Here is a 24422-nt window from a genome sequence, read left to right on the forward strand (position 1 = left end):
CTCCACCACCCCTTCACCACCCCTCTAACCTGCGCGTTCGTGGCTGTGCGGTCACTTTGAGCACGTACAGTTCGGGCCAGCCTGTGGGAGGGGAGGGCACATGACGCAGCGGCTCGCGGCCGATGTGGTGCCGGCCGACCCCTCCTTCGACCGCTACGCGCGGATGGTCACCCGCTACCTGGCCGTGCCGATGGCGATGGTCACGATGCTCGAGGAGGACCGGCAGGTCTTCCCCGGCGCCGACGGCCTCCCCGACGACCTCGCACAGACCCGCTCGACGCCGCTGGCGCAGGCCTTCTGCCAGCACGTCGTGGCCCGCGAGGCGCCGGTCGTGGTCACCGACGTCCGGGTGGACGGCCAGTTCGGCGACGACGCGGTGGTCAGCGAGCTCGGCGCGATCGCCTACGCCGGCTGGCCGCTGATCGACGAGGCCGGGGCAACGATCGGCGTGCTGTGCGCCGTCGACACCGAGCCGCGCGAGTGGACCCGTGAGGACCTGGACGCGCTGGCCGACCTGGCCGACGCCTGCTCGGCGGAGATCCTCTACCGGCGCCGTCAGCAGCGCGCCGAGGTGGCGGCCGGCCACGCCCGCGAGATCTCCCACCGCAGCCAGGTGCTGCTCGCGCTGAGCGAGGGCCTCTCGGCCACCCGGACGCTGGACGACATCGCCTACGCCGTCGAGCAGATCGCGGTGGAGAACATCGGCTGCCTGCACGCCGGGATCTGGTTGCGCAGCTCCTTCCTGGGCGATCACGAGAACCCCGACCAGCTGCGCTTCGTGTCCGACCCGACCGTGCGCTGGACCTCCGCGCAGGTCAACAGCGAGGTGGCCACCGACGCCGAGCACCCCGTCGCCGAGGCGCTGCGCAACGGCCGCCCGCTCTTCTTCCGCGACCGGGACTCGCAGAACCTGCGCTATCCGCACCTCTCGGCCAGCACCCAGGTCGGCGAGGCCCGCGCGCTCATGCCGCTCTCGCTGGGCCAGGCCTTCGGCACCTTGGTGCTGCTGTGGGAGGACGTCCAGGACGTCTCCGCGCAGATGCGCATCACCATCGCCGCGCTGACCTCCTACGTCGCCCAGGCGGTGCAGCGCGCGGTGCTCTACCAGGAGCGGGTCGACGCCTCGATGACGTTGCAGAGCGCCATGCTGACCCGGCTCCCCGAGGCCCCCGGCATGGACCTCACCGCACGCTACCGCCCGGCGGCCGTGCACGACCGCGTCGGTGGCGACTGGTACGACGCGGTGGTGACCGCCTCGGGCGAGACGAACCTGATGATCGGCGACGTCTCGGGCCACGACATCTCCGCGGCCGCCGTCATGGGCGAGCTGCGCAGCACGCTGCGCGCGTTCGCCTGGGCCAACGACGACCTGCCCGCCGCCAACGTCGGCCGGCTCGACGAGGCGATGGAGACCTTCGGCATCGAGCGCTTCGCCAGCCTGGTCTTCGCCCGCATCGAGAAGGCCGACGGCGACGGCTCCCGCGTCATCCACTGGACCAACGCCGGTCACTTCCCGCCGCTGGTGGTGCACCCCGGCGGCCAGGTCGAGCTGCTCGACGACGGCACCGCCCCGGATCCGGTGGTCGGCATCGACGCCTCGGTGCCACGCCACAACCAGCAGGCGGTGATCCCGCGCGGGTCGATGCTGCTGCTCTACACCGACGGCCTCATCGAGCGTCGCGACGAGCCCATCGACGAGGGGCTGCAGCGGCTGCGGATCGCCGCCTCCCGGCACCACGGTCTGACCCCCGGCCGGTTCCTCGACGAAGTCGTCGAGGACCTGGTGGGCATCTCGCACGAGGACGACGTCGCCCTCCTGGCGGTCCGGTTCGGCTGAGCCCCGACCGGGGACTGCCGGGCCGCTAGCGGGCCGCAACCAGGGGCGTGTCGACGCCCACGATGCCGATCTTCGCCGCACCTCCGGGGGCGCCCAGCGGCTCGTCGCGCCCGGGCAGCACCTCGGTGAAGAAGTCGCGGTTGTCCTCGACGAACGGCTCGTCGCCGTCGGCTACGCGGCGGTCCTGGGTGATGGCCTCCACCGGGCACACCGGCTCGCAGGCGCCGCAGTCGATGCACTCCTTGGGATTGATGTAGCTCTTGCGCTCGCCCTCGTAGATGCAGTCCACGGGGCACTCGTCGACGCAGGCCTTGTCGTTGACGTCGATGCAGGCGCTGGCGATCACGTAGGGCACGGGCTGCTCCTCACAGACTCGGGGCGGAAGCGGTCAGGTCGTCGGTGCCTAGATCGTGAGGGTCGAGGTTCTCGGCCTGCGCCAGCAGCGCTCGCACCTTGAAGCGCTGCAGCTTGCCGGTGGCGGTCTTGGGCAGCTCGTCGACCAGCACCACGTGGCGCGGCGCCTTGAAGTGCGCGAGACCGTCGCGGCACCAGCCGATCAGGTCCGCCTCGAGGACGTGGGCGCCCGCGACCAGGACCACCACCCCGACCGGCTTGTCGAGCCCGTCGGAGTCCGCGACCCCGACGACGGCGGCCTCCTGCACGGCCGGGTGCTCGAGAAGCCGCGACTCGACCTCGGCCGGGGAGACCCAGATGCCGCCCGCCTTGAGCATGTCGTTGTTGCGGCCCAGGCAGGTGAAGTAGCCGTCGGCGTCCTGCACGTAGGTGTCGCCGGTGACCAGCCACTCGCCGCGGAAGACCTGCCGGGAGGCGTCGGTGCGACGCCAGTAGCCGAGGGCGATCGAGGCACCGCGCACGTGCAGCGCGCCGGGGGTCCCCGGCGCCGCGTCGCGGCCGTCCTCGTCCTTGATGGTCACCTCGTAGCCGGGCACGGCGACGCCGGTGGTGCCGGGGCGGATGTCGCCGGGGGCGTTGGACACGAAGATGTGCAGCGCCTCGGTGGACCCGATCCCGTCGATGATGTCGACCCCGAACCGCTGCTCGAACCGTCGCAGCAGCGGCGCCGGCAAGGCCTCGCCGGCCGAGGCCGCCAGCCGCACCGAGGCGAAGGTGTCGTCGGGGATGGTGCTGGCCAGCAGCGCCGCGTAGAAGGTCGGGACGCCGAAGAAGAGCGTGGGCCGCTCGGCGACGACCCGCTCGGCGACCAGGTCGGGCGTGGGGCGCCGCGGCTCGAGCACGGTGGTCGCGCCGACGGAGAAGGGGAAGAACAGCGAGTTGCCGATGCCGTAGGCGAAGAACAGCTTGGCCACCGAGAAGGTCGTGTCCTCCGGCCGGATGCCGAGCACCTGGTGACCATAGGTCTCGCACACGTGGCGGATGTTGGCGTGGCGGTGCATCGCGGCCTTGGGGGTGCCGGTGGTGCCGCTGGTGTAGAGCCACAGCGCCCAGGCGTCCTCGTCGGTGACGGCGACCTCGTGCTGCGCCGCGCCGGCCCCCTCCCCGGCGGCCGCGAACGCATCCCACGCCGACACCGCGACGGCCGGCGGCGCCGCCAGAGCCCCCTCGCCCACCAGCACCACCTCCTCGACGTCGGCGGCCACCAGCAGCGCGGCCGCCACGGGCTCGGTGAACTCCGAGGTGCACACCACCAGCCGCGCGCCGGAGTCGGCCATGATCGTGCCGAGCTCGGCGCCGGTGAGCATCGTGGAGACCGGCACGGCCACCACGCCGGCACGGAAGGCACCGAGGATGGCGGCCATCATCGGCACGTCGTCGCTCATCACCATCAGCACGCGGTCGTCACGGCGCAGCCCGGCGGTCCGGTAGGCGGCGGCGACGTCGCCGCACAGCGCGTCGAGCTCGCAGTAGGTGAGCGAGGCCGTCGGCGTCCGCACGGCCACGTGGTCGCCGCGCCCCTCCTCGAGGTTGCGGGTGAGCAGGTAGGTCGCCGCGTTGAACAGCACTAGACGCGCCCGTGCTCGTAGGAGCCGCGCTGCCCCGTGCCGTAGCGCCGCAGCGCACCCTCGGGGCCGGAGGCGTTGGGCCGGATGAAGATCCAATTCTGCCAGGCGGTGAGCCGGCCGAAGATCTTGGTCTCCAGCGTCTCCGGGCCGACGAAGCGGTGGTTGGCCTCCATGCCGGTCAGCGCGTCGGGCGAGAGCGAGGCCCGCTCCTCGGTGGCGATCCGCAGCTCGTCCTCGAAGTCGATGTCGTCCAGCGCCAGCGTGACCAGGCCGACCTCCTCCGCCGCGCGGGCGTCGAGGTCCTGGCCGGTCGTGGCGCGCGCCGCGGCAAGGTCGTCGTCGCGTCCCCAGAACCGCGAGGCCAGCCGGCTCAGCCCGTTGCCCATGGGGTAGGAGCCGTCGTTGGCCGCGGTGAGCCGGACGGTCGCGGGCTCGGCGTCGGGGTCGACGTCCTCGTAGACCCCGTCGAGCATGTACTGCCGGTCGCAGGCCAGCGCCACCTCGGCGAGCAGGCCGACGAAGCAACTGCCCGGCTCGACCACCGCCATCAGGCTGCGGCTGGTGACGTCGAGCCGCTTGAGCGTGCGCTTGAGGTAGTGCCGGATCTCGTTGACCAGCCAGTCGTCCTGCTCGGTCTCGAGCTGCTCGTCGTAGGCCGCCACGAGGTCGGCGTCGCCACGGGTGCGGAACACCCAGGTGCCCAGCTCGGGCTCGTTGGTGCGCAGCCGCAGCACGAGGTCGTCGAGCTCGCGGGCCAGCGCCAGCGGCCAGTAGCCGGCGCCCAGGTCGTGCACGCCGGCGACGTCGGCGGGCGGCGGCTCCTCGGGGCCCGTGATCTCGACGTCGACACGGCGGCTGCCGCGGTCGAAGGTCGCCCGCACGTGGCGGTAGCCCAGCTCGTCGTCGGACTCGACCCGCTCGAGCGGCGTCAGGGCGACGCCCTCACCACCGGGCCGGTCGCTTCGCGCGGCGCGCGCCTCGGCGCGGGCCTGCACCTCGTCGGCGAACCGGTTGCGCGGCACCGTGGCGTCCACCAGGCCCCACTGCACCGCGGTCTCGCCGCGGTATCCCTCGGACTTGGTGGCGAACAGGTCGGCGCGGTCCTTGCGCACGCGCCGCTTGTCGACCACCCGGGTCAGGCCGCCCGTGCCGGGCAGGACGCCCAGCAGCGGCACCTCGGGCAAGGAGACCGTCGAGGAGTTGTCGTCGATCAGCACGATCTCCTCACACGCCAGGGCGAGCTCGTACCCGCCGCCGGCCGCGGTGCCGTTGAGCGCGGCGATCCAGGTCTGGCCGCTGTGCTCGGTGGCGTCCTCGATGCCGTTGCGGGTCTCGTTGGTGAACTTGCAGAAGTTCACCTTCCAGGCGTGCGAGGACTGGGCGAGCATCCGGATGTTGGCGCCGGCGCAGAACATCCGCTCCAGGCCCCCGGTCATGACGACCGCCTTCACCTCGGGGTGCTCGAAGCGCAGCCGCTGCACGGCGTCGTAGAGCTCGATGTCGACGCCGAGGTCGTAGGAGTTCATCTTCAGCTCGTAGCCCGGCACCAGGCCGCCGTCCTCGTCCACCCGCAGCGTCACGGTGGCGATCTCGCCGTCGACTGTCAGCGTCCAGTGCCGGTAGCGCTCGGGGGAGGTGTCGAAGTCGACCTGCGTGCGGACCTCCGCGTCGAGCACCGTCATGCGTGGCAATGTAGTACGTCACAGTTCATATTCGTCAAGAGGTTGTAGAGCATTAACGATCCAGCCCGACGAGCAGCGCAGTCAGGATGCGCGTCACGCGAGGCACGAGGTCGATGACGGCGTGCTCCAGCTGCGGGTCGGTGCGGTAGACCTCGGCCAGCCGGTCGCCCGGGTTGGCCATCTGCCACATCGCCCCCACCAGGCAGGACACGGTGGCCACCACGTCGGCGCACTGGTCCTCGTCGAGCCGCCGCAGCCGACGCAGCTCGACGGCGACGGGACCTCGGGCCGCAGCAGTGGCGAGCTTGTAGTCGCGCACCGCCGTCACCGACACATTGCGCTCGAGGTGCAGCGGGACCTGGGCCAGCAGGTCGCAGAACAGCGGATCCGCGGCGAAGGCCGTCGTGATCGCGGCCGCCACCGCGCCCGCGTCACCGGGGGCGTCGAGGGGTCGCAGCAACGCCACCAGCTCGTCCGAGCAGCGCTGCCACCCCTGGGCCGCCAGCCGCAGGAAGATCAGCTCCCGCGTCTCGAAGTAGCGCAGCATCGCCGACTTGTGCAGGCCGACGGCCTCGGCGATGCCGGTCAACGTCACCTCTCGGACGCCGTCGCGTGCGCCCAGCTCCGCCGCCGCGGCCAGGATCGCGGCCTCGCGTTCCTGCTTCGCTCGCGGCGACCGCGCACGTTGCCCCGGCATGGGCTCAGCGTAACGTGTTAGCGAAACCACGTTGTGTTATTTAATGAAACGATGTTGTATTAACTCCGTGCAGACCTGGTTCATCACTGGTTCCTCGCGCGGCCTGGGCCGCGCCCTCCTCGACGCCGCGCTCGCGGCCGGCGACAACGTCGTCGCCACCGCGCGCGACCCCCAGGCGTTGGCGGACGCAGCCGCTGATCGCCCCGACGCGCTGCTCAGGCTGCCGCTCGACGTCACCGATCCGGACGCGGCGCAGGCCGCCCTCGCTGCCGCCGCCGCCCACTTCGGACGCCTCGACGTCGTCGTCAACAACGCCGGCTACGCCGACCTGGCTCCCGTCGAGACCGACACCCTGGACAACTTCCGACGACAGTTCGAGACGAACTTCTTCGGCGTCTACCACGTCTCGCGCGCGGCCATCCCGGTGATGCGCGCACAGGGCGGCGGACTGCTCGTGCAGGTGTCGTCGCTGGGCGGACGCGTCGGCGGCTCACCCGGCATCGCCAGCTACCAGGCGGCCAAGTTCGCCGTCGACGGCTTCACGCGGGCCCTGGCGGTCGAGGCCGCACCGTTCGGCATCCGGACGCTGGTGGTCGAGCCGAGCGGCTTCGCCACCGACTGGGCCGGCTCGTCGATGACGGTGCACGACATCGGCGAGGACTACGACGCGACCATCGGCGCGATGCAGCGACTGGTGCGCACCGGTGAGTCCGGCGCGGCCGGCGACCCGCGCCGCGCCGCCGAGATCATCGTGCGGACGGTGGCCGTTTCGCCGGTGCCCTCGCACCTGCTGCTCGGGGTCACCGCGGTGGAGCGGGCGATCGCCTACTCCGAGGAGCAACTGGCGCAGGCCCGCGCCTGGGAGCAGGTGAGTCGTTCGGCGGACTTCGCCGAGCCCTACCCGGTGCCCCTACCCGGTGCCACTCCCGCTGACGCTCAGTAGCGGTGCTCGTCGACGTCGACGTAGCCGCCCTGCTCCTCCTGGCCCGGCGCCCGGTCGCCGGTGTCGCGGTGGAAGGGGGCGGGCGCCGCCGTGGCGCCGACCGGCTCGTAGGGGACGACCCGTTTGCGCAGGTCGCCGTCCACCGAGCCGCGGAAGCCGCGCACCACCAGCCAGTCGTGCACCAGGTCGCGCGCCTCGTGGTCGCGGATCGTGTTGTAGACGTAGTTGATGCCGCGCCCGGCCGCCTCCTGCTCGAGGTGGCCGAGCACGAACGAGCCGACGCCCTGCTGCTGTCGGTCCGGGTCGACGGCCAGCAGGATCTCGGCGTCGCCGCCCCAGCCGATGTCGAGGCGGCCGTAGCCGACCACGGCGCCGGCCTCGTCACGCGCCGACCACCACTCGCCCGGCAGCTCGTCGCCGTCGGCGAACAAGAGCACGAAGGCACCCTCGGGCGCGCCGCCGATGATGCGCTGCTTCTCGGCGTCCCAGACCGGGTGCTCCTCGCGCGTCCAGTCCATCAGACGAGGCCCTCCTCGGCGAGGTGGACGTAGTCGAACTCCACGGGCTGGTCGTTGATCCCGCTCTGCGGCGGGGAGATCCAGCCGGCGAACTTGCCGTACTCGTACTCGGGCACCATCAAGGCGGCCACGGCGCGCCGGTCGTCCTCCGAGGGCAGCCAGCCGTCCTTCGCGGCGTCCCACTCGGCGTCGGTGAGCACATGACCCTCGGGGCTGAGGTGGTGCTGGGCGTAGGCGCCGACCTTGCGGTTGAACCCCTCGTGCGGCAGCACCAGGCGTTCGGCCAGGCCGCGGTCCTCCAGCTCCTGGTTCCAGCGGCGGACGCCGTTGGCGCAGTCGGCGACGTACTCGTCGCGCAGGTCGAGATTGAGGGCCGAGAGCATCGGCACCTCCTTCTCCTGCAGCTCGCCGCCGTCGACGACCGTCATGGTGCGGACGTCATCCAGCAGCACGTGGTCGTCCTTGCGCCGGGTCTCCTGCCAGCGCCCCTTGAGTCCCGAGGAGTAGTAGTTGCCCGCGTTGGTCGACTGCTCGGAGCCGAAGAGGTCCATCGAGACCGAGAACTGGAAGTTGAGGTACTTCTGGATCACCTCGAGCGGGATCACGCCGTCGTCGAAACCCGCCGGCGACCCCTTCTCGGCGGTCACCTCCGCGGTGCGCTGCACCGTGCGCTGCACCCCGGTGGTGCCCACGAACATGTGGTGGGCCTCCTCCTTGAGCATGAACTCACAGGTGCGGGCCAGCGGGTCGAACGCCGACTCCTTCAGCGTGCCGAGCTGGTACTTCCCGTCGCGGTCGGTGAAGTAGGTGAACATGAAGAACTGCAGCCAGTCGGTGGTCTCCTCGTTGAACGCACCGAGGATGCGCGGGGCGTCGAGGTCGCCGGAGTTGCGCTTGAGCAGCTGCTCGGCCTCGTCGCGGCCCTCACGACCGAAGTAGGCGTGCAGCAGGTAGACCATCGCCCACAGGTGCCGCCCCTCCTCCACGTTGACCTGGAACAGGTTGCGCATGTCGTAGATCGACGGCGCCGTCTCGCCGAGGACCCGCTGCTGCGCCACCGAGGCCGGCTCCGTGTCGCCCTGGATGACGATGAGCCGCATCAGGTCGGCCCGGTGCTCGCCGGGCACCTCGGTCCACACCGGCTCGCCCTTGTGCTTGCCGAAGGTGATCGTCTTGTCCGGGTCGTTCTCGGCCAGGAAGATGCCCCAGCGGTAGTCCTCCATCGGCACGTGGTCGAAGTGGGCCCAGCCGTCGCGACCGACCGCGATCGCGGTGCGCAGGTAGACGTCCTTGGTCGGCAGCTGCGGGCCCAGCGTCTTCCACCAGTCGAGGAACTTGGGCTGCCACCCCTCCAGGGCGCGCTGCAGCCGGCGGTCCTCGGCGAGGTTGACGTTGTTGGGGATCTTCTCGGAGTAGTCGATCCGGCTCAGCGGGCCGGTGGGAGCCGGGGCCGCGCCGGTGCGACTGTCGGGGACCTGGGTCGTCATGCCTACTCCTGGGCGTCGAGGATGGTCCCGTCAAGTTCTACACTTCGACGTCGCAGATGCCAAGGGTATGTAAAACGTCAGGCGAGCAGGCGCAGCGGCTCCTCGATCGCCGCGACCAGGGCGGCGAGCCAGCGGGCGGCCAGGGCGCCGTCGACCGCGCGGTGGTCGACCGAGAGCACCAGCGCCATCGTCGTCGCGACCACGACGGCACCGTCCTCGACCACCGCCGTCGGCTGCGCGGCGCCGACGGCCAGGATCGCCGACTGCGGCGGGTTGATGATCGCGGCGAACTCCTCCACGCCGTACATCCCCAGGTTGGTGACGCTGATCGTCCCGCCCTCGAGGTCCTGCTGACGCAGCCGGCCCTCGTCGGCCTGCGCCGCGAGCTCCTTGACCCGGCGAGCCACGCCGCTGGGCGTGAGCCGGTCCACGTCGCGCACCACCGGGGTCACCAGGCCGCGCTCGGAGGCGATGGCCACGCCGACGTCGACGCCGTCGTGGTGCAGCAGCGCCTCCTCGGACCAGGTCACGTTGGCCTCGGGCACGACCGCGTGCGCCACCCCGACCGCTCGCACCACGAGGTCGTTGACGGAGATCTTGTGGGTCGAGACCTCGTTCAGCTCACCGCGCAGCCTGAGCAGCGCGTCGACCCGCGCGGTGCGCCGCAGGTAGAAGTGCGGGACCTCCCGCTTGCTCTGCGAGAGCCGGGTGGCCACGGCGCGGCGCAGCCGGGAGTGTGGCTCCGCGCTGGCGCCTGCCGGGGCATCCGCGGCGGCCGGCGGCTCGGCGGCTGCCTGCTCGGGGGCTGTCCTCTCGGGGGCAGCCTGCTCGGGGGCCGCCTGCTCGGGGGCCGCCTGCTGGGCGGCGGCCTGGACGTCCTTCTTGGTGATCCGGCCGTTGGGTCCGCTGCCGGGCACCTGTGCCGGCTCCAACCCGGCCTCGGCCATGAGCCGGCGCGCCAGCGGGGTCGCGAAGACCCGCTGCTCCCCCGCTGCCGGACGTTCCGCCGCCGGACCCGGGTCGGGCTCGGGCTCAGATTCGGGTGCAGATGCGGGTTCGGGCTCGTCGGGCGCCGCGGACACCTCCGGCTCCGCCGCCGGCGGCGCGGTGTCGGTGTCGGTGTCGGTGTCGGTGTCGGTCTCGGCGTCCTCGCCCTCTGCGCCGACCACGGCGTACGGCGAGCCGACCTCGACCGTGGCACCGGCCTCCACCAGCCGCTTGAGTACCACCCCGGTGCTGTCGGCCTCGATCTCCACGACCGCCTTCTCGGTCTCCACGACCGCCACCGTCGCTCCGGAGGAGACCTCGGCCCCCTCCTCGACCAGCCACTCCGAGAGGACCACCTCGGTCGTGCCGGCCGCCACCTCGGGCACGCGCATCAACGTCGCCATGTCGTCGTCCTCCGGCTCAGCGCTCGTCGAGGTGCCGCAGCGCCTCGACGACTTCCTCGGTACGGGCGATGGCCGCGCGCTCGAGCACCTTGCTGATGCTGGGCGAGGCGACCGCGCCGTGGACCCGGGCGATCGGGGCGTCGAGCCAGTCGAAGAGCCGTCGGCCGATCTCGTCGGCCAGCCAGCCTCCGTAGGAGGTGCCCACCGCGCCCTGCTCGACGATCAGCACCCGGTTGGTCTTCTTGACCGAGGCCTCGATGGTGTCCCAGTCCAGGGAGGCGCGGTCGAGCCAGCGCAGGTCGATCAGGTCGGCCGAGACGTCCGAGACCTCGTCGAGCGCCTCCTCGCAGTGGCGCACCATCGACAGGTAGGAGATGACGGTGACGTCGTCGCCCTCGCGCCGCAGCGCCGCCTTGCCCACGGGGAGCAGGTAGTCCAGGTCCTCGACGGGTCCGACGCCGGTACTGGAGTAGAGGTCGACGTGCTCGAGCACGACGACGGGGTCGTCGCAGGCCAGCGCGGTGTTCATCAGCCCGACGTAGTCGAAGGGCGTCGAGGGCGCCACCACTCGGAAGCCGGGCGCGGTGGTGAGGATGCCGGCCGGGTCCATCGAGTGCTGGGAGCCGTAGCCGGTGCCGGCGGCGAGCTTGCTGCGCAGCACCAGCGGCACCGCGCTCTCCCCGCCGAACATGTGGCGGGCCTTGGCGATCTGGTTGAACAGCTGGTCGGCGGCCACCCACATGAAGTCCGCGTACATGAACTCCACGACCGGCCGGTAGCGACCGTCGAGCGCCATGCCGCCCCCCATGCCGGCGAAGGCGTTCTCGCTGATCGGCATGCCCAGCACGCGCTCGGGGAACTTCTCCAGCGCCGCCCGGGTGGCGCCGTTCGTGCCGCCCTTGAGGCCGTCGACGTCTTCGCCGAGCACGACGATGCGCTCGTCGCGCTCCATCGCCCGGCCCATCGTCTGGCTCACGACGTCGATGAACCGGCGCTCGCCGAGCTCGCCGGAGAAGTCGTCCTGGTCCTCGTAGCGGCTGCCCTCGAGCTCACTGAGGTCGCCGCGGACGCCGACGTCGACGAAGTCGGTGTCGGGCCACGTGTCGGGGCGGATCTGGCGCTGCCCGGGCTTGCCGCCCGGCTTGGGCTCGACGAGCGTGGCGCCGATCTCGGCCATGAGGTCGGCGATCTCGCGGCGGGCGGACTCGGTCTCCTCCTCGGTGAGCAGGCCGCGCCGCACGACGTTGGTGCGCAGCATCTCCAGCGGGTCGCGTGCCCGCCACGAGGTCTCCTCGTGCTTGGTGCGGTAGCCGAAGGAGGAGCCGGGGAAGGGCCCGTTCTGGTGGAAGAAGCGGTACACCTCGGCCTCCACCACCGTCGGCCCCTGCCCGCTGCGCATGTGCTCCAGCGCCTCGGCCATGGCCAGCCGCACGGCCAGCGGGTCCATGCCGTCGACGCGCCAGCTGGGGATGGCGAAGGCCGAGCCGCGTGCGGAGAGCCGCGGCTCGGCGGTCGAGGTGGAGAGCGGGGTGGAGACGGCGTACAGGTTGTTCTCGATGAAGAAGCAGACCGGCAGCTGACGCGCCGCGGCGAGGTTCATCGACTCCAGCACCGAGCCGATGTTGACCGCGCCGTCGCCGAAGTAGGTGACGCTGACGGCCTCGGTGCCCGCCCGCTGCCGGTTGAACGCGAAGCCCAGCGCCTGGGGCACGCCGCCGCCGACGATGGCGTTGGTGCCCATCGCACCCGCCTCGCGCCACTGCAGGTGCATCGAGCCGCCACGGCCGCGGCAGAAGCCCTCGGCCAGGCCGCAGATCTCGGCCAGTGTGCGTCGCAGCACCTCGCGCACCGGGTCGGTCAGCGCGGGCTGCTCGCCGGCCGGCATCACGTGGCTCAGGGCCTTGGCCAGGAACTGGTGGTGGCCGCGGTGCGAGCCGGTGACGGCGTCGGCCGAGGTCAGGTCGAGGATCGAGCCGACGGCGCCGCCCTCCTGGCCGATGCTGGAGTGCGCCGGCCCGTGCACCAGGCCGTCGCCGGCCAGCTCGAGCACGTACTCCTCGAACACCCGGATCCACAGCGTCTGGGCGAACATCCGGCGCAGGTCCCCGGCGTCCACGGCGTCCCAGTCGGCCTTGGTGGTGCTCAGCCCGCGCCATTCCGCGGCGGGTGAGAGTCGCTTCGTCCGTACCATGCTGCCTCCGACTGATGGATCCATTGGCGGGCCGAGTTACGGCGAAGCTTGCCTCGTCGTGCGACCGCGGTCACAATCTAGGCGAGCAATTGGATCCATTGCAACTCGGAGGTGTCATGTCAGACGCAGCTATCCCCGGCCTCGCACGGGTCGACCACATCGGGCTGACCGTGCCCGACCTCGACCAGGCCCACGACTTCTTCACCGAGGTGCTCGGCGCGCAGTTCATGTACGAGCTCGGCCCCTTCGAGCACGACGACGACTGGATGAGCCAGCACCTCAACGTCGCCGACGACACGGTGATGCGACGGCTCCGCTTCTACCGGCTGGGCGGGCAGGCGATCTTCGAGGTGTTCGAGTACGAGGCCCGCGAGCAGGCCGCGGAGCCGCCGCTGAACAGCGACGTCGGCGGGCACCACGTGGCGCTCTACGTCGAGGACCTCGATGCCGCCGTCGAGCGGCTCCACGAGCTCGGCCTGCGGGTGCTGGGCGAGCCGACCGCCAGCAGCGGTCCCAGCCAGGGGCAGCGGTGGGTCTACTTCCTGGCACCGTGGGGCCTGCAGCTCGAGCTGGTCTCCTATCCTGGCGGCAAGGCTTTCGACCGGGAGCAGGAGCGCCGTTGATCCAGGCCGCGGACGAGCCGGCGCCGGCGGGCGTCGCCAGCCGGCGCATCGCCGACCACGTCCGCGCGCAGATCCTGGCCGGCGAGCTGGAGCCGGGCACCCGGATCCGGCAGGACGACCTGGCGCGGGAGCTGGCCGCCAGCCGGCTCCCGGTGCGCGAGGCGCTGCGGATCCTGGAGACCGCCGGCCTGGTGACGCTGCACGCCAACCGGGGCGCCTGGGTCACCCGCCTGGACCAGCGCGACTGCGAGCAGAGCTACCAGATCCGCGAGCGCATCGAGCCGCTGCTGCTGCGCGAGAGCGCTCCCCTGCTCACCGCCGAGGACCTCGCCGAGCTCGACCGGCTGCAGGTCGCCATCGAGTCCACCGACGACGTGGAGCAGTTCCTGGTGCTCGACCGGCAGCTCCACTGGACCACCTACCGGCACGCCGAGGCGCGCGAGCTGGTCGCGATCATCGAGCGGTTGTGGGACACCACGCAGCACTACCGCCGCGCGTTCAGCCGGATCGCCCACGAGCGGCGCCGGTGGATCATCGACGCCGAGCACCGGCTGCTCATCCAGGCCCTGCGCGACGGCGACGTCGAGGAAGCCGAGCGGGTGCTGGAGATGCACATCCGCCGGACGCGGGTGGAGCTGCAGGCTCACCCCGAGGTGTTCAGCTCCTGACGCACGAACTCCAGCTCGCGCGTCACGTAGTCGGTGATCGAGCCGGTCTTGAGGTGCTCGGGGAGCACGTCCCAGGTGTAGGTCTCGATCTCCAGGTGGTCCGAGAGCGGCAGCTCCCGGTGCAGGCGAAGCGCGTCCTGCACCGCGGGCCGGGTGGTGCGGAAGGGCCCGATCTCCTCGAGGAACACCGGCACGTGGAAGTGCGTGCGAAGCTCGGTGGGGCGCAGGTCGCCCGCGTAGGCGTCCAGCGCCTCGCCCAGGGTCAAGAACGAGCGCCGGCCGCCGTCTTGCTGCAGCGTCGTCTGGCTGAGGTAGATGGTGTCGGTGAACTCGCGCAGTGCGGGCACGACGTCGGCGTCGAGGTCCTCGACCCACAGGGCCGCCGCCGCCTGGAGCTTGAAGACGGGCACGCCCGCCTCGGTGAGGGCGATCAGCGAGGCCCGGACGTCCTCGAAGCCGACGGCCTGGTGGCCCATGTCGAACACGACGCCGAGATAGCGGCGCAGCGCTCCCTCGGCCTCCGAGAGCGGCAGCCGGGCCACCCGCGCCAGCTCGGCCACCGAGCGCGGGTCGCGCAGTCGCTCGAAGTACGCGATCGTCTGCGGCGTCGTCTCCAGGTAGCAGGCCGGCTCGGGCTCGATGGCGAGCTTCACCCGGACGCCGGTGCGCGCCTCGAGGTCGGCCAGGTGCGCGACCACGCGCAGCACCTGGCTGGTGAAACGCGAGACGTACGCCTCGTCGCCGACCTTGGGGGCGAACGCCATCGGGGCGGTCTGGATGCTGGGACTCAGCCCGGGCCGGCCGGCGCGCAACGTGAGGTCGGCGAGCACGTCGGCGACCTGGCAGGTGTAGGTCGCCCGCTCCTCGGTGGTCCAGTCGGGTTCGTAGACGCGCTCCATCACCGACGCGCCCTTGAACGGCCCGTGCGGGAACGCGTTGACCGTGTAGACGAAGAGGTCCTCGCGGTCGAGCAGATCGCCCAGCGACGCCCGCTCGTCGGGGTCGGCGGCGAGCACGCCCGCGGCCTTTCCGGAGAGCCGCAGCGAGACCCCGAACGGCTCGTCCGGGCTCACCCGCGCCTTCACCTCGGGGACGTAGGTCGCCAGCGAGTCGCGCATCTGCGACCACGTGTCGCCGGCGTGCACCAGCGTCGAGTACGTCAGCAGTCCGAGGCCGTCCGGCAGCTGCATCGCCCACCTCCACATGTTCAGTGGTGGTGAACTTATCTCAGTGACGGTGTCCGTGCACGAACCAGATGCCGGTGAACACCTCGTCGCTGCGGTTGTGCAGCACGTGGGGGATGGTGGAGTCGAACCCCAGCGACTCGCCCTCGCGCAGCACGAAGACCTCCTCGCCCACGGTGACCTCGACCTCGCCGGAGAGCACGTAGCCGTACTCGTAGGCCTCATGGGCCTGCAGGTCGCCCTCGACGCTGGAGGAGGCGCCCGGCGCATAAGTGATGCGCATGAAGTTGACGCCGCGCTCGGGAGTCGCGGCCAGCCGCTCCCACTCCACGCCCTCGGCCATCGCCAGGCGTGAACGGTGCGAGGGGTGCACCACCGAGATGCGGGTGGCGTACTCCGAAGGCCGCCAGGCGTGAGCCGGGTCGACGAAGCCGTTGCTCTCGGTGCTGTGCCCGACGCGGGCCAGGCTCAGCGAGGTGGCCGCGGGCGCGGGCTCGTCGCTGCTCTCGAAGAGCTCGTCGACCGAGACCCCGAGCACGCGGGAGAAGGTGTAGAGGGTGGCCACCGAGGGCTGGGACTTACCGTTCTCGATCTGGGAGATCAGCGACGGCGACACCTGGGCCGAGCGGGCCAGCTCGCGCATCGTCAACCCGGCGTTCAGCCGCGCCTGGCGCAGCCGCTCCCCCAGGAAGTCCATCGCGCCATCCCCTCCGCCGGCCACCCCGGCGTCCTCACTTTAGCAGCACTGCACAGGATCGACCGATCCGCCTTGATGTTTACCGCCATGCAACAGTACGGTCGCGGTTCCCCACCACAGGAGGATCGCATGACGTCCACGCCCATCCCTGCGACGACCCGCGGCCGCGCCCTGGTCGTCGGCGCCACCGGCATCACCGGCCAGGCCGTCGCCCGGCGGCTGGTGGCCGACGGCTGGGACACGACCGGGCTCTCCCGCAGCGGTCGCGAGCTGGTCGACCAGATGGCCACCGTCTCGGCCGACCTCACCTCGGCCGAGGAGCTGCGGACGGCCCTGACCGACGTGCACCCGGAGATCGTGGTGATCACCGCATGGACCCGGCGCGACACCGAGGCCGAGAACATCGAGGTCAACGGCGCCCTGGTGCGCGACCTGCTCGCCGCGCTGGAGCCGGCCGGGTCGGTGCGCCACGTGGCGCTGATGACCGGGCTCAAGCACTACCTCGGCCCCTTCGAGGCCTACGCCACCGGCGTCATGCCCGACACCCCCTTCCACGAGGAGGAGCCGCGGCTGGAGACGCCGAACTTCTACTACGCCCAGGAGGACGAGCTCTTCGCCGCCGCGGCGCGGCAGGGGTTCACCTGGAGCGTGCACCGCGCCCACACCGTCTTCGGCTTCGCCACCGGCAACGCGATGAACATGGTGGCCACGCTGTGCGCGTACGCCACGTTGTGCCGCGAGCTGGACCGCCCCTTCGTCTTTCCCGGATCGCAGACGCAGTGGGACTCGCTGACCGACGTCACCGACGCCGAGCTGCTGGCCGAGCAGATGGTGTGGGCGGCCACCGACCCGGCCGGCGCCGACCAGGCCTTCAACATCGCCAACGGCGACGTCTTCCGGTGGCGCTGGCTGTGGCCGCAGATCGCCGCGCACTTCGACCTGCCCTGGGAGGGCTTCGAGGGCGAGCCCCGCACCCTGGAGCACGCCATGGCCGGCGTCGAGGACACCTGGACCGCCATCGCCCAGCGCGAGGGCCTGGCCGAGTCGCGGCTGGACCGCGTGGCGTCGTGGTGGCACACCGACGGCGACCTCGGCCGCGACATCGAGGTGTGCACCGACATGAACAAGAGCCGGGCGGCCGGCTTCACCGCCACCCGCGACACCCGGGCCGCCTTCTTCGACTACGCCGAGCGCTACCGGGCGGCCCGGATCATCCCGTAGCGGCACAGCGCACGCCGCTCGAGGAGGTCGCCTGCCCGGCGCTGGTCGAGGAGGTCGCCCGCCCGGCGCGCTGGTCGAGGAGGTCGCCCGCGACCGTCTCGAAACCCGCCCCGCCCCACGGCCCCCGGCTCAGTCCCCCGGGCCGGCGAACTCGATGTGCGCCTTGATCGTGTCCCGGGCGTGGTGGGCCGCCTCGATCGCACCGGTGGCGTCCTCGATGCCGAAGCGGCCGGTGACCAGCGGGGTGAGGTCGATGCCGCTGCCGGCCAGGAACCGCAGCGTCTGCGGCCACACGCCGGGGGAACCGATCGTGCCGGTGAGGCGGAGCTCCTTGGACTGGATCAGTCCCAGGCGGGCCGGCGCATCGCCGCCGACGTCGATGCCGATGTAGGCGACCCGGCCGCCGAACCCGGCCAGCTCGAGTGCCGCCGCCATCACCGCCGGCCGGCCACTGGCCTCCAGCACCACGGTGGGCCCGCTCCCCTGCGTGAGCTCGGCCAGGGCGTCGGCCGCCTCCTCGGGCAGCACCGTGTGGTGGGCGCCGAGCCGCCTCGCCGCCTCGCGCCGGTCCTCGGCCGGCTCGACGACGACCACCTGCGCGCCCATCGCCCTGGCCGCGGCGACGACCGCCAGCCCGATCGGTCCGGCGCCGAGCACCGCGACCGTGTCGCTGGCGTCGAGACCGCCGGCTCGCACGATCGCGTAGTAGGCGACGCTGAACGGCTCGACGAGCGCGCCCATGGTGAACGACAGCTCGTCGGGCAGTCGGTGCAGCCACTCGGGCCGGGCCACGAACCGCTCGGCGGCCGCGCCGCTGATGGAGAACCCGAAGTGGTCCTCACCGATGACGCACTCGCCCACCACCCGGTCGCCCGGGTTGAGGCTCGAGACGTCATCGCCCACCGCCACCACCTCCCCGGACCACTCGTGGCCGGGGATGAGCGGGTAGGAGAAGGGGATGATGTAGCGCCCCTCCAGCAGATCGATGTCGGAGTGGCAGACGCCCACCGACCGCGCCGCGACGAGCACCTGGTCGGCACCGATCTCGGGCGTCGGGAGGTCGACGACCTCGGCCACGCCGCGTGCGGTGTACTGCAGGGCACGCATCAGCGCGCCTGCACCAGGACCTTGACCTGGTCGCCGGTCGGCGACAACAGGGTCTCGAAGCCGGCGGTGACGACGTCGGCCATGTCGATCTGGGCGGTGACCACCTTCTCGACCGGGTAGCGGCCACTGGCGACGAGCGCGATGATCCGCGGCCAGTCGAAGACCGGGTAGCACCAGGTGCCGGCCAGGGTCACGTCGTGCTCCGCGAGCGCCATCGGGTCGATGCTGGCGGGCTTGGTGTGCAGTCCGGTCTGGGAGACCCGGCCGGCCGAGCGCACCGAGGCCAGCGCGGTCTGCAGCGCCTGCTCGTTGCCGGAGCACTCGATGGCGGCGTCGAAGCCGATGCCGTCGCGCCGGTCCTTCGCCCAGGCGGCGACGTCGACCTCGCGCGGGTCGAGCACCTCACCCACCCCGAGCGAGCGCGCGAGGTCGGCCCGCGTGGGGTTCACCTCGGAGACCACCACCTCCGCGCCCGCGGCCGAGGCGTAGAGGGCCGCCAGCGCACCGATCGGTCCGGCGCCGGTGATCAGCACGCTGTCGCCGGGCCGCACGCCCGCGACGTCGACGCCGTACGCCGCCACCGCAGCCGGCTCGATGAGCGCACCCTGCAGGTCGCTGACCTCCCCGGGCAGCACGCTGACGTGGCTGGCGGGCACGATCGCCCGCTCGGCGATGCCGCCCCAGGCGTAGCTGAGCCCGACGCAGGCCATCGAGACGCACAGGTGGTTCAGGCCGCGGCGGCAGTAATAGCAGGAGCCGCAGAACAGCAGCGGCATGATCGAGACCCGGTCGCCGGCGGCGACGTGGTCGACGCCGGCCCCGACCTCGAGCACCTCGGCGGAGAACTCGTGGCCGAGCACCTGCGGCAGCTGCGAGCCGTTGAGCCGGTGCGGCTCGCTGGGGATGACGATCGGGCCCATCGCGTACTCGTGCAGGTCGGTGCCGCAGATGCCGCACCACAGCGGTCGCAGCAGCACCTCCCCGGCCCCGGGCGCGTCGGGAGCATCGACCTCGTCGATGCGGACGTCGTGCTCGGCGTGGAAGACAGCGGCTCTCATCAGGTGTCCTTCGTCTCTGGTGTCGGTGAACGGGGGTCAGGCGACGCGCGTGGGGTCGATCAGTACCTTGCCGTGCAGCTCGCCGGCGGCGAGCCGCTCGAGCTGGGCGGGCACGGCCTCGAGCGGGTGCACGGAGTCGAGCACTTCGTGGGCCAGGTCGCTCTCGTGCAGCAGGGTGAGCGCGGCGGCCAGGTCGGCGTCGCACACGTGCGCCAGGGTGGTGACGACGTCGATCTCGCGCATGACGGTGGTGAACACGTCGACCTCCTGGCGCTGCTTGGGCAGCCCGACCTGCAGCACGGTGCCACCCGGACGCACCAGCTCCAGGGCGGCCTGCAACCGGCCCGGGGCGCCGCTGGCCTCGATGACGACGTCGACGGGAGCGCTCGCCGCCGCCTCGCGCAGCTGCTCGTCGGCCTCGGGACCGGCCGGCACCACCCGGGCGGCACCGAGCCGCGTGGCGCGGTCGAGGCGGGGGCCCGCGAAGTCGACCACCGTCACCTCGGCCCGCGCCAGCGAGCTCAGGCCGGCGAGCACGAACGAGCCGATCGCGCCCGCGCCCGTCATCACCACCCGGTCGCCGTCGCGGACTCCGGAGCGGCGGGCGGCATGCAGTCCGACGGCGAGCGGCTGCGCGAGCCCGGCCGCGTCGAGCTCCAGACCCTCGGGCACCGGCCTCAGCGTCTGCTCGGGCACCGCGACGAGCTCGGCCATCCCACCGGGGGCGTTGAGGCCGAGCGTCCAGTAGCGCTCGCACAGGTTGGTGCGGCCCTCGGCGCAGCGTCGGCACCGCCCGCACCACACGCCGGCCCCGGAGGCCACGACGTCGCCCGCGGCGAGGGCGCTGCCGCCGGGGTCGACCACCTCGCCCACGAACTCGTGGCCGAGCACCATCGGCCCGACGTGCCCGGTGACCGGGTGCGGCGTGGCGACCGGGAACGTCCGCGGCCCGACCGACCACTCGGTGGCGTCGGTGCCGCACATGCCGCTGCGCAGCACGCGCAGCAGCACCTCGCCCTCGCGCGGGCGCGGGTCGGGGACCTCCTCGAGCCGGACGTCGCCGGCCCCGTGGAAGACACTGGCTCTCATCGGATACTGGCCCGCATCAGGCCCGCTCGCCGCGCCCCGCCGCGGTGTTCAGGTGCGACTGCGCGCTGCGGTGCAGCAGCGGCGAGCCGCTGACGGAGTAGTAGCGCTGACCCGCGACGAGCAGCTCCTCGGCCGGGAACTTGGTGACCACCTCGCAGCCGTCGGCGGTCACCACGAGCTCCTCCTCGATCCGGGCGGCACCCACGCCGTCGGCCGAGGGCCAGTAGGTCTCCAGCGCGAAGAACATGCCCTCCTTGAGCTCCTCGGGGTGATCGAGCGAGACCAGCCGGGAGAAGATCGGCTTCTCCCAGATCGACAGGCCCACGCCGTGGCCGTACTGCAGCGCGAAGGCCGCCTCCTCGTCGGGGAAGCCGAACTCCTGCGCGGTCGGCCACTGGCTGACGATGTCGGCGGTGGTGGCCCCGGGCCGCACCAGCGCGATCGCGCGGTCCATGTACTCCCGCGCGCGGGTGTAGGCGTCGTGCTGCGCGCTGCTGGCCGAGCCGACCGCGAAGGTGCGGTAGTAGCAGGTGCGGTAGCCGTTGAAGCTGTGCAGGATGTCGAAGAACGCCGGGTCGCCGGGCCGGATGAGGCGGTCGGAGTACACGTGCGGGTGCGGTGAGCAGCGCTCGCCGGAGATCGCGTTGACGCCCTCGACGTACTCCGAGCCGAGGTCGTAGAGCACCTTCGAGACCAGCCCGACCGTCTCGTTCTCCCGCACGCCCGGGCGCAGAAACTCGTAGAGGTGGTCGTAGGCCGCGTCGACCATCGAGGCGGCCTGGGTGAGCAGCGAGATCTCGTCACGCGTCTTGATCGAGCGCGCGCGCATGAACACCTGCTGGCCGTCGACGACGTCGATGCCCGCCTTCTGCAGGGCGAAGAGCACCGGTAGCTCGACGACGTCCACACCGAGCGGCTCCCCCAGCAGTCCGAACTTCTCCAGCTCGCGGCGGATCTTGGCCGCGACGTCCTCGGCGATGCCGGCGTCGGGGTTGAACGCGCCGCGCAGCGTGGAGATGCCCGCCCGCGACCCGTTCTCGGCCCGGGGGCGCACCGCGCCGTGGTGCGGCGCGTGCGGGTCGGCGTCCATCTCGGTGGTGGTCGTCGCCAGCCACGGGTTGTACAGCTGGTGGTGGCGTGCCGCGGAGCCGAAGTCCCACACCACCGGGTCGGAGTTCCGGGTCACCAGCGCGAACCGGATCATCTTGTCCATCGCCCAGGTGCCGATGTGGGTGGCGCTCATGTAGCGGATGTTGGAGAAGTCGAACGCCAGCAGAGCACCGAGGTCGGAGGCCTCGAGCTCGGCGCGCAGCCGCGCCAGCCGCTCACTGCGCAGCCGGTCGTAGGAGATCCGCTGCTCCCAGTCGACGGCGTTCGTGCCGGTGGTGGCGGTGCTGTAGGTGGGGGTGTCGCCGAGGTTGTCGATCGTGCTGGTCATGGGGGAGGCCTTTCTGTGGCCCGCGGTTCGCGGCCGTGGGTGGAACGGGTCCGGAGGTGGGGGCTAGCCGGCCGCAGGGCGGCCCCGTCGACGAGAGCGCGCCAGCGTGTAGACCACGGCGGCGACGAGGATGAGCAGCCCCTGGAAGTAGTACTGCGAGGTCGACCCGAGCCCGAGGAACGTGGTCGCGTTGAGCAGCTGCTGCAGCAGCACCGCGCCGGCCAGGGTGCCGATGAAGGTGCCGCGGCCGCCGAGCAGGCTGGTGCCGCCGAGCACCACGGCGGTGACGCTGGTCAGCGTGAAGGCCGAGCCCTGCGAGGGGTCGCCGATGCCGTACTGCCCCATGAACATCAAGGCGCCGAGGAACGCCAGCAGCGAGGAGCACACGTAGGCCCCGATGACCGTGCGGTCGACGTCGATGCCGACGCGGCGGGCGGCGTCCTCGTCCGACCCGACGCCACGCAGCCGCCAACCCCACCGCCGCCGACGCAGCGCGAGCTCCATCACCACGGCGAGCACGACGAAGACCACGAAGGCCACCGGCAGCGGGCCGAACCGCAGGTTCACGGCGTTCTGGAACCCCAGCGAGATGTAGCCGCCCTGGGTGGAGCGCAGCAGGAAGGCGAAGCCGCCGAGTGCGATGTAGAGGGTGAGCGTGGCCGCGATCGGCGTGAAGCGCGCGAAGCGCACGAGCGATCCGTTGACCAGCCCCACCACCGCGGCGACCAGCACCATGAGCACGAAGCCGAGCAGCACCTTCGCCGGTCCGCTGCGGTCGAGGACGTAGAAGGAGGAGACCACTACCAGGAAGCCGGCGAGCGGTCCCACCGACAGGTCGATGCCGCCGGTGAGCAGCGCGAGGTTCTGGCCCAGGGCGATGAAGCCGATCGCGGTGGCGGCGAGCAGCACGTTGGAGATGTTGAAGGCCGAGAGGTACCGCTCGTTGCCCGGGGTGATGTAGGCGGCGAGCGCCAGCATGAGCACCACCAGCAGCGCGCTCGGGGAGTAGTCGCCCTCCACGAACCGGCGCAGGCGGCTCGAGCGCGTCGCCCGGCGGGCGGCCGCGGCCGAGACGGTCTCGGCGGTGGAGGTGACCGCGGCCGAGACGATCCGCTCCTCGGTGACCTCCTCACCGACCAGGGTCTCCACGACCCGCCCGCGCGACATCACCACGACGCGGTCGCACAGTCCCTCGAGCTCCTTGGCGTCGGAGGAGGCGATGATCACCGGGACGCCGCGCTCGGAGGCGGCACGCAGGATGGTGTAGATCTCCGAGCGCGCGCCAACGTCGACGCCCTGGGTGGGCTCGTCGGCCAGCAGCAGCGGCGGGTCGGCCAGCAGCGCGCGGGAGATGACCACCTTCTGCTGGTTCCCGCCCGAGAGCGCGCTGACCGGCGCCTCGAGCGAGGGCGCGCGCACCGAGAGCGAGCCCAGCGAGCCGCGGACCTCGCTCACCTCGCGGCGGCGGCTGAGGAACCCGGCACTGCGGAAGGACGAGAGCGCCGAGAGGGCGGCGTTCTCCCGCACCGACAGGCTGCGCATGAGGCCCTCGGTGATCCGGTCGGCGGGCATGTACGCCGCCTCGCCGAGCAGCTCGCGGTGGTCGAGGCGCCGGCCACCGACGCTGACGGTGCCGCTGGTCTCCTCGAGCCCGGCCAGGCCGCGCAGCAGCTGGCTCTGCCCGTTGCCCACCACGCCGGCGACGCCGACGATCTCGCCGCGGCGGGCGACCAGCGAGACGTCGCCGAAGCCGGGCCCCGAGAAGCCCTCGACGCTCAGGTTCTCCTCGCCGTCGCCGCCGCTCTTGGCGGGGAAGGTCGACTCGAGCTCGCGACCGACGATGAGGTTGAGCAGCTCCTGGTCGGAGATGTCGGCCACGACCGCGTTGCCGCGCAGGCGGCCGTCGCGCAGCACCGTGACCGTGTCGGCCAGCTCGCGCACCTCGGCCAGCCGGTGGGTGATGTAGACGACCGAGGTGCCCTCGGCGACCGCCGAGCGCACCAAGTCGAAGAGCAGCTCGGAGGCGTCGTTGCCCAGCGGGGCGGTCGGTTCGTCGAGGATCAGCACACGGGGGTCCACGGCGAAGGCCTTGGCGATCTCCAGCAGGTGCCGCTCGGCCAGGGTGAGGGTCTCCACGCGGTCGGCCAGGTCGACCTCGAGCCCGACGCGGGCCAGCATCCGCTCCGCGGCCTGGCGCGCACCGCCCGCGAAGGCAGCGGCGGGCAGCGCCACCTGCAGGTTCTCCTGGACCGTGAGGTCGGGCATCACCGCGGGGTGCTGGTGCACGATCGCGATGCCGAGCGCGGTGGCCCGCGCCGGGGTCAGCGTCGCCGCGACCTCGCCGCCCACCCGGATCTCGCCCTCGTCGGGCTGCAGCGTGCCGGTGGCGATGTTCATCAGCGTCGACTTGCCGGCGCCGTTCTCGCCCAGCACGGCGTGCACCTCACCGGCTCGCACGCTCAGCGAGACGTCCTTGAGCGCGGCGACGCCGGCGAAGTGCTTCGAGGCCCCCTGGATCTCCAGCCGCAGCACGGCCTCGTCGCCGACGCTGCCGGCCGGCGGGTCGAGCGTCTCGCCACCCATCGCAGTCCTCGTCATCGTGTGGTCCT

General features: G+C 72.0%; 20 protein-coding genes. 5 read left to right on the forward strand and 15 right to left on the reverse strand.

The window, feature by feature from the left end:
- Positions 1–100: 100 nt before the first annotated feature.
- Positions 101–1837: a GAF domain-containing SpoIIE family protein phosphatase gene (locus tag D9V37_RS17775; RefSeq protein WP_121807459.1), complete on the forward strand. Its 1737-nt coding sequence runs from the start codon at positions 101–103 to the stop codon at positions 1835–1837.
- Positions 1838–1862: 25 nt separating this feature from the next.
- Here D9V37_RS17775 and fdxA read toward each other — a convergent pair whose 3' ends face one another.
- From fdxA to D9V37_RS17795, 4 genes are read right to left on the reverse strand one after another with little or no spacing between them, the layout of a single operon-like run.
- Positions 1863–2192 (reverse strand): ferredoxin, encoded by a 330-nt coding sequence (fdxA, locus tag D9V37_RS17780; protein ID WP_121807460.1) that lies wholly within the window; start codon positions 2190–2192, stop codon positions 1863–1865.
- Positions 2193–2202: 10 nt separating this feature from the next.
- Positions 2203–3819 carry a benzoate-CoA ligase family protein gene (locus tag D9V37_RS17785; protein ID WP_121807461.1) on the reverse strand — a complete coding sequence of 539 codons (1617 nt, stop codon included), beginning with the start codon at positions 3817–3819 and terminating at the stop codon, positions 2203–2205.
- Positions 3819–5501, reverse strand: a complete 1683-nt coding sequence (gene boxC, locus D9V37_RS17790; RefSeq protein ID WP_121807462.1) for a 2,3-epoxybenzoyl-CoA dihydrolase — start codon at positions 5499–5501, stop codon at positions 3819–3821. The genes D9V37_RS17785 and boxC overlap by 1 nt, the downstream gene beginning before the upstream one ends.
- 52 nt (positions 5502–5553) lie before the next feature.
- Positions 5554–6198, reverse strand: coding sequence for a TetR family transcriptional regulator (locus D9V37_RS17795; RefSeq protein WP_121807463.1), 645 nt, complete (start codon positions 6196–6198; stop codon positions 5554–5556).
- Positions 6199–6265: 67 nt separating this feature from the next.
- Here D9V37_RS17795 and D9V37_RS17800 point away from each other — a divergent pair, with 67 nt between their 5' ends.
- A complete protein-coding gene (locus tag D9V37_RS17800) occupies positions 6266–7141 on the forward strand; it encodes an SDR family NAD(P)-dependent oxidoreductase (protein WP_198412633.1) in 876 nt (291 codons plus the stop codon).
- Here D9V37_RS17800 and D9V37_RS17805 read toward each other — a convergent pair.
- The 4 genes from D9V37_RS17805 to D9V37_RS17820 form a co-directional block, all read right to left on the reverse strand.
- Positions 7135–7659, reverse strand: a complete 525-nt coding sequence (locus tag D9V37_RS17805) for a GNAT family N-acetyltransferase (RefSeq protein WP_121807465.1) — start codon at positions 7657–7659, stop codon at positions 7135–7137. The two genes, D9V37_RS17800 and D9V37_RS17805, sit on opposite strands and share 7 nt — an antisense overlap.
- Positions 7659–9146, reverse strand: a complete 1488-nt coding sequence (gene boxB, locus D9V37_RS17810) for a benzoyl-CoA 2,3-epoxidase subunit BoxB (RefSeq protein ID WP_121807466.1) — start codon at positions 9144–9146, stop codon at positions 7659–7661. The genes D9V37_RS17805 and boxB overlap by 1 nt, the downstream gene beginning before the upstream one ends.
- A 77-nt stretch (positions 9147–9223) precedes the next feature.
- Positions 9224–10537 (reverse strand): dihydrolipoamide acetyltransferase family protein, encoded by a 1314-nt coding sequence (locus D9V37_RS17815; RefSeq protein WP_121807467.1) that lies wholly within the window; start codon positions 10535–10537, stop codon positions 9224–9226.
- 16 nt (positions 10538–10553) lie between these two features.
- Complete coding sequence (locus tag D9V37_RS17820) at positions 10554–12728, reverse strand: alpha-ketoacid dehydrogenase subunit alpha/beta (protein ID WP_121807468.1); 2175 nt, start codon at positions 12726–12728, stop codon at positions 10554–10556.
- 116 nt (positions 12729–12844) lie between these two features.
- Here D9V37_RS17820 and D9V37_RS17825 point away from each other — a divergent pair, with 116 nt between their 5' ends.
- Together D9V37_RS17825 and D9V37_RS17830 are read left to right on the forward strand one after the other, a co-directional pair.
- The gene (locus D9V37_RS17825) at positions 12845–13351 is read left to right on the forward strand and encodes a VOC family protein (protein WP_121807469.1); all 507 of its coding nucleotides are present in this window, start codon (positions 12845–12847) and stop codon (positions 13349–13351) included.
- The gene (locus D9V37_RS17830) at positions 13348–14019 is read left to right on the forward strand and encodes a GntR family transcriptional regulator (protein ID WP_121807470.1); all 672 of its coding nucleotides are present in this window, start codon (positions 13348–13350) and stop codon (positions 14017–14019) included. Before D9V37_RS17825 ends, D9V37_RS17830 begins: the two co-directional genes overlap by 4 nt.
- Here the strand turns inward: D9V37_RS17830 and eboE are convergent.
- Complete coding sequence (gene eboE, locus D9V37_RS17835) at positions 13995–15209, reverse strand: metabolite traffic protein EboE (RefSeq protein WP_121807471.1); 1215 nt, start codon at positions 15207–15209, stop codon at positions 13995–13997. The two genes, D9V37_RS17830 and eboE, sit on opposite strands and share 25 nt — an antisense overlap.
- Positions 15210–15246: 37 nt before the next feature.
- A complete protein-coding gene (locus D9V37_RS17840) occupies positions 15247–15900 on the reverse strand; it encodes a helix-turn-helix domain-containing protein (RefSeq protein ID WP_121807472.1) in 654 nt (217 codons plus the stop codon).
- A 129-nt stretch (positions 15901–16029) separates the two neighbouring features.
- Here D9V37_RS17840 and D9V37_RS17845 point away from each other — a divergent pair, with 129 nt between their 5' ends.
- Entirely contained in the window at positions 16030–17121 is a 1092-nt protein-coding gene (locus tag D9V37_RS17845; protein WP_121807473.1) for an SDR family oxidoreductase, read from the forward strand.
- Positions 17122–17250: 129 nt separating this feature from the next.
- On the opposite strand, the gene D9V37_RS17850 is transcribed toward D9V37_RS17845, so the two are convergent.
- The 5 genes from D9V37_RS17850 to D9V37_RS17870 form a co-directional block, all read right to left on the reverse strand.
- The gene (locus tag D9V37_RS17850) at positions 17251–18228 is read right to left on the reverse strand and encodes a zinc-dependent alcohol dehydrogenase (protein WP_121807474.1); all 978 of its coding nucleotides are present in this window, start codon (positions 18226–18228) and stop codon (positions 17251–17253) included.
- Positions 18228–19286, reverse strand: a complete 1059-nt coding sequence (locus D9V37_RS17855; RefSeq protein WP_121807475.1) for a 2,3-butanediol dehydrogenase — start codon at positions 19284–19286, stop codon at positions 18228–18230. Before D9V37_RS17855 ends, D9V37_RS17850 begins: the two co-directional genes overlap by 1 nt.
- 36 nt (positions 19287–19322) lie before the next feature.
- Positions 19323–20375, reverse strand: a complete 1053-nt coding sequence (locus D9V37_RS17860; RefSeq protein ID WP_121807476.1) for a zinc-dependent alcohol dehydrogenase — start codon at positions 20373–20375, stop codon at positions 19323–19325.
- 16 nt (positions 20376–20391) lie between these two features.
- Positions 20392–21813: a M24 family metallopeptidase gene (locus D9V37_RS17865; protein WP_121807477.1), complete on the reverse strand. Its 1422-nt coding sequence runs from the start codon at positions 21811–21813 to the stop codon at positions 20392–20394.
- 63 nt (positions 21814–21876) lie between these two features.
- Complete coding sequence (locus D9V37_RS17870) at positions 21877–24411, reverse strand: ATP-binding cassette domain-containing protein (protein ID WP_198412634.1); 2535 nt, start codon at positions 24409–24411, stop codon at positions 21877–21879.
- Between the last annotated feature and the right edge of the window lie 11 nt (positions 24412–24422).

The sequence above is a fragment of the Nocardioides mangrovicus genome, assembly GCF_003674065.1.
Classification (GTDB): Bacteria; Actinomycetota; Actinomycetes; order Propionibacteriales; family Nocardioidaceae; genus Marmoricola; species Marmoricola mangrovicus.

Excerpts from the sequence above, each read along its gene's own strand:
- D9V37_RS17775 (WP_121807459.1), top strand. The coding sequence starts at position 101 with ATGACGCAGCGGCTCGCGGCCGATGTGGTGCCGGCCGACCCCTCCTTC.
- boxC (WP_121807462.1), bottom strand. The coding sequence starts at position 5,501 with ATGACGGTGCTCGACGCGGAGGTCCGCACGCAGGTCGACTTCGACACC.
- D9V37_RS17795 (WP_121807463.1), bottom strand. The coding sequence starts at position 6,198 with ATGCCGGGGCAACGTGCGCGGTCGCCGCGAGCGAAGCAGGAACGCGAG.
- D9V37_RS17805 (WP_121807465.1), bottom strand. The coding sequence starts at position 7,659 with ATGGACTGGACGCGCGAGGAGCACCCGGTCTGGGACGCCGAGAAGCAG.
- boxB (WP_121807466.1), bottom strand. The coding sequence starts at position 9,146 with ATGACGACCCAGGTCCCCGACAGTCGCACCGGCGCGGCCCCGGCTCCC.
- D9V37_RS17815 (WP_121807467.1), bottom strand. The coding sequence starts at position 10,537 with ATGGCGACGTTGATGCGCGTGCCCGAGGTGGCGGCCGGCACGACCGAG.
- D9V37_RS17820 (WP_121807468.1), bottom strand. The coding sequence starts at position 12,728 with ATGGTACGGACGAAGCGACTCTCACCCGCCGCGGAATGGCGCGGGCTG.
- D9V37_RS17825 (WP_121807469.1), top strand. The coding sequence starts at position 12,845 with ATGTCAGACGCAGCTATCCCCGGCCTCGCACGGGTCGACCACATCGGG.
- eboE (WP_121807471.1), bottom strand. The coding sequence starts at position 15,209 with ATGCAGCTGCCGGACGGCCTCGGACTGCTGACGTACTCGACGCTGGTG.
- D9V37_RS17840 (WP_121807472.1), bottom strand. The coding sequence starts at position 15,900 with ATGGACTTCCTGGGGGAGCGGCTGCGCCAGGCGCGGCTGAACGCCGGG.
- D9V37_RS17845 (WP_121807473.1), top strand. The coding sequence starts at position 16,030 with ATGACGTCCACGCCCATCCCTGCGACGACCCGCGGCCGCGCCCTGGTC.
- D9V37_RS17850 (WP_121807474.1), bottom strand. The coding sequence starts at position 18,228 with ATGCGTGCCCTGCAGTACACCGCACGCGGCGTGGCCGAGGTCGTCGAC.
- D9V37_RS17855 (WP_121807475.1), bottom strand. The coding sequence starts at position 19,286 with ATGAGAGCCGCTGTCTTCCACGCCGAGCACGACGTCCGCATCGACGAG.
- D9V37_RS17860 (WP_121807476.1), bottom strand. The coding sequence starts at position 20,375 with ATGAGAGCCAGTGTCTTCCACGGGGCCGGCGACGTCCGGCTCGAGGAG.
- D9V37_RS17865 (WP_121807477.1), bottom strand. The coding sequence starts at position 21,813 with ATGACCAGCACGATCGACAACCTCGGCGACACCCCCACCTACAGCACC.
- D9V37_RS17870 (WP_198412634.1), bottom strand. The coding sequence starts at position 24,411 with ATGACGAGGACTGCGATGGGTGGCGAGACGCTCGACCCGCCGGCCGGC.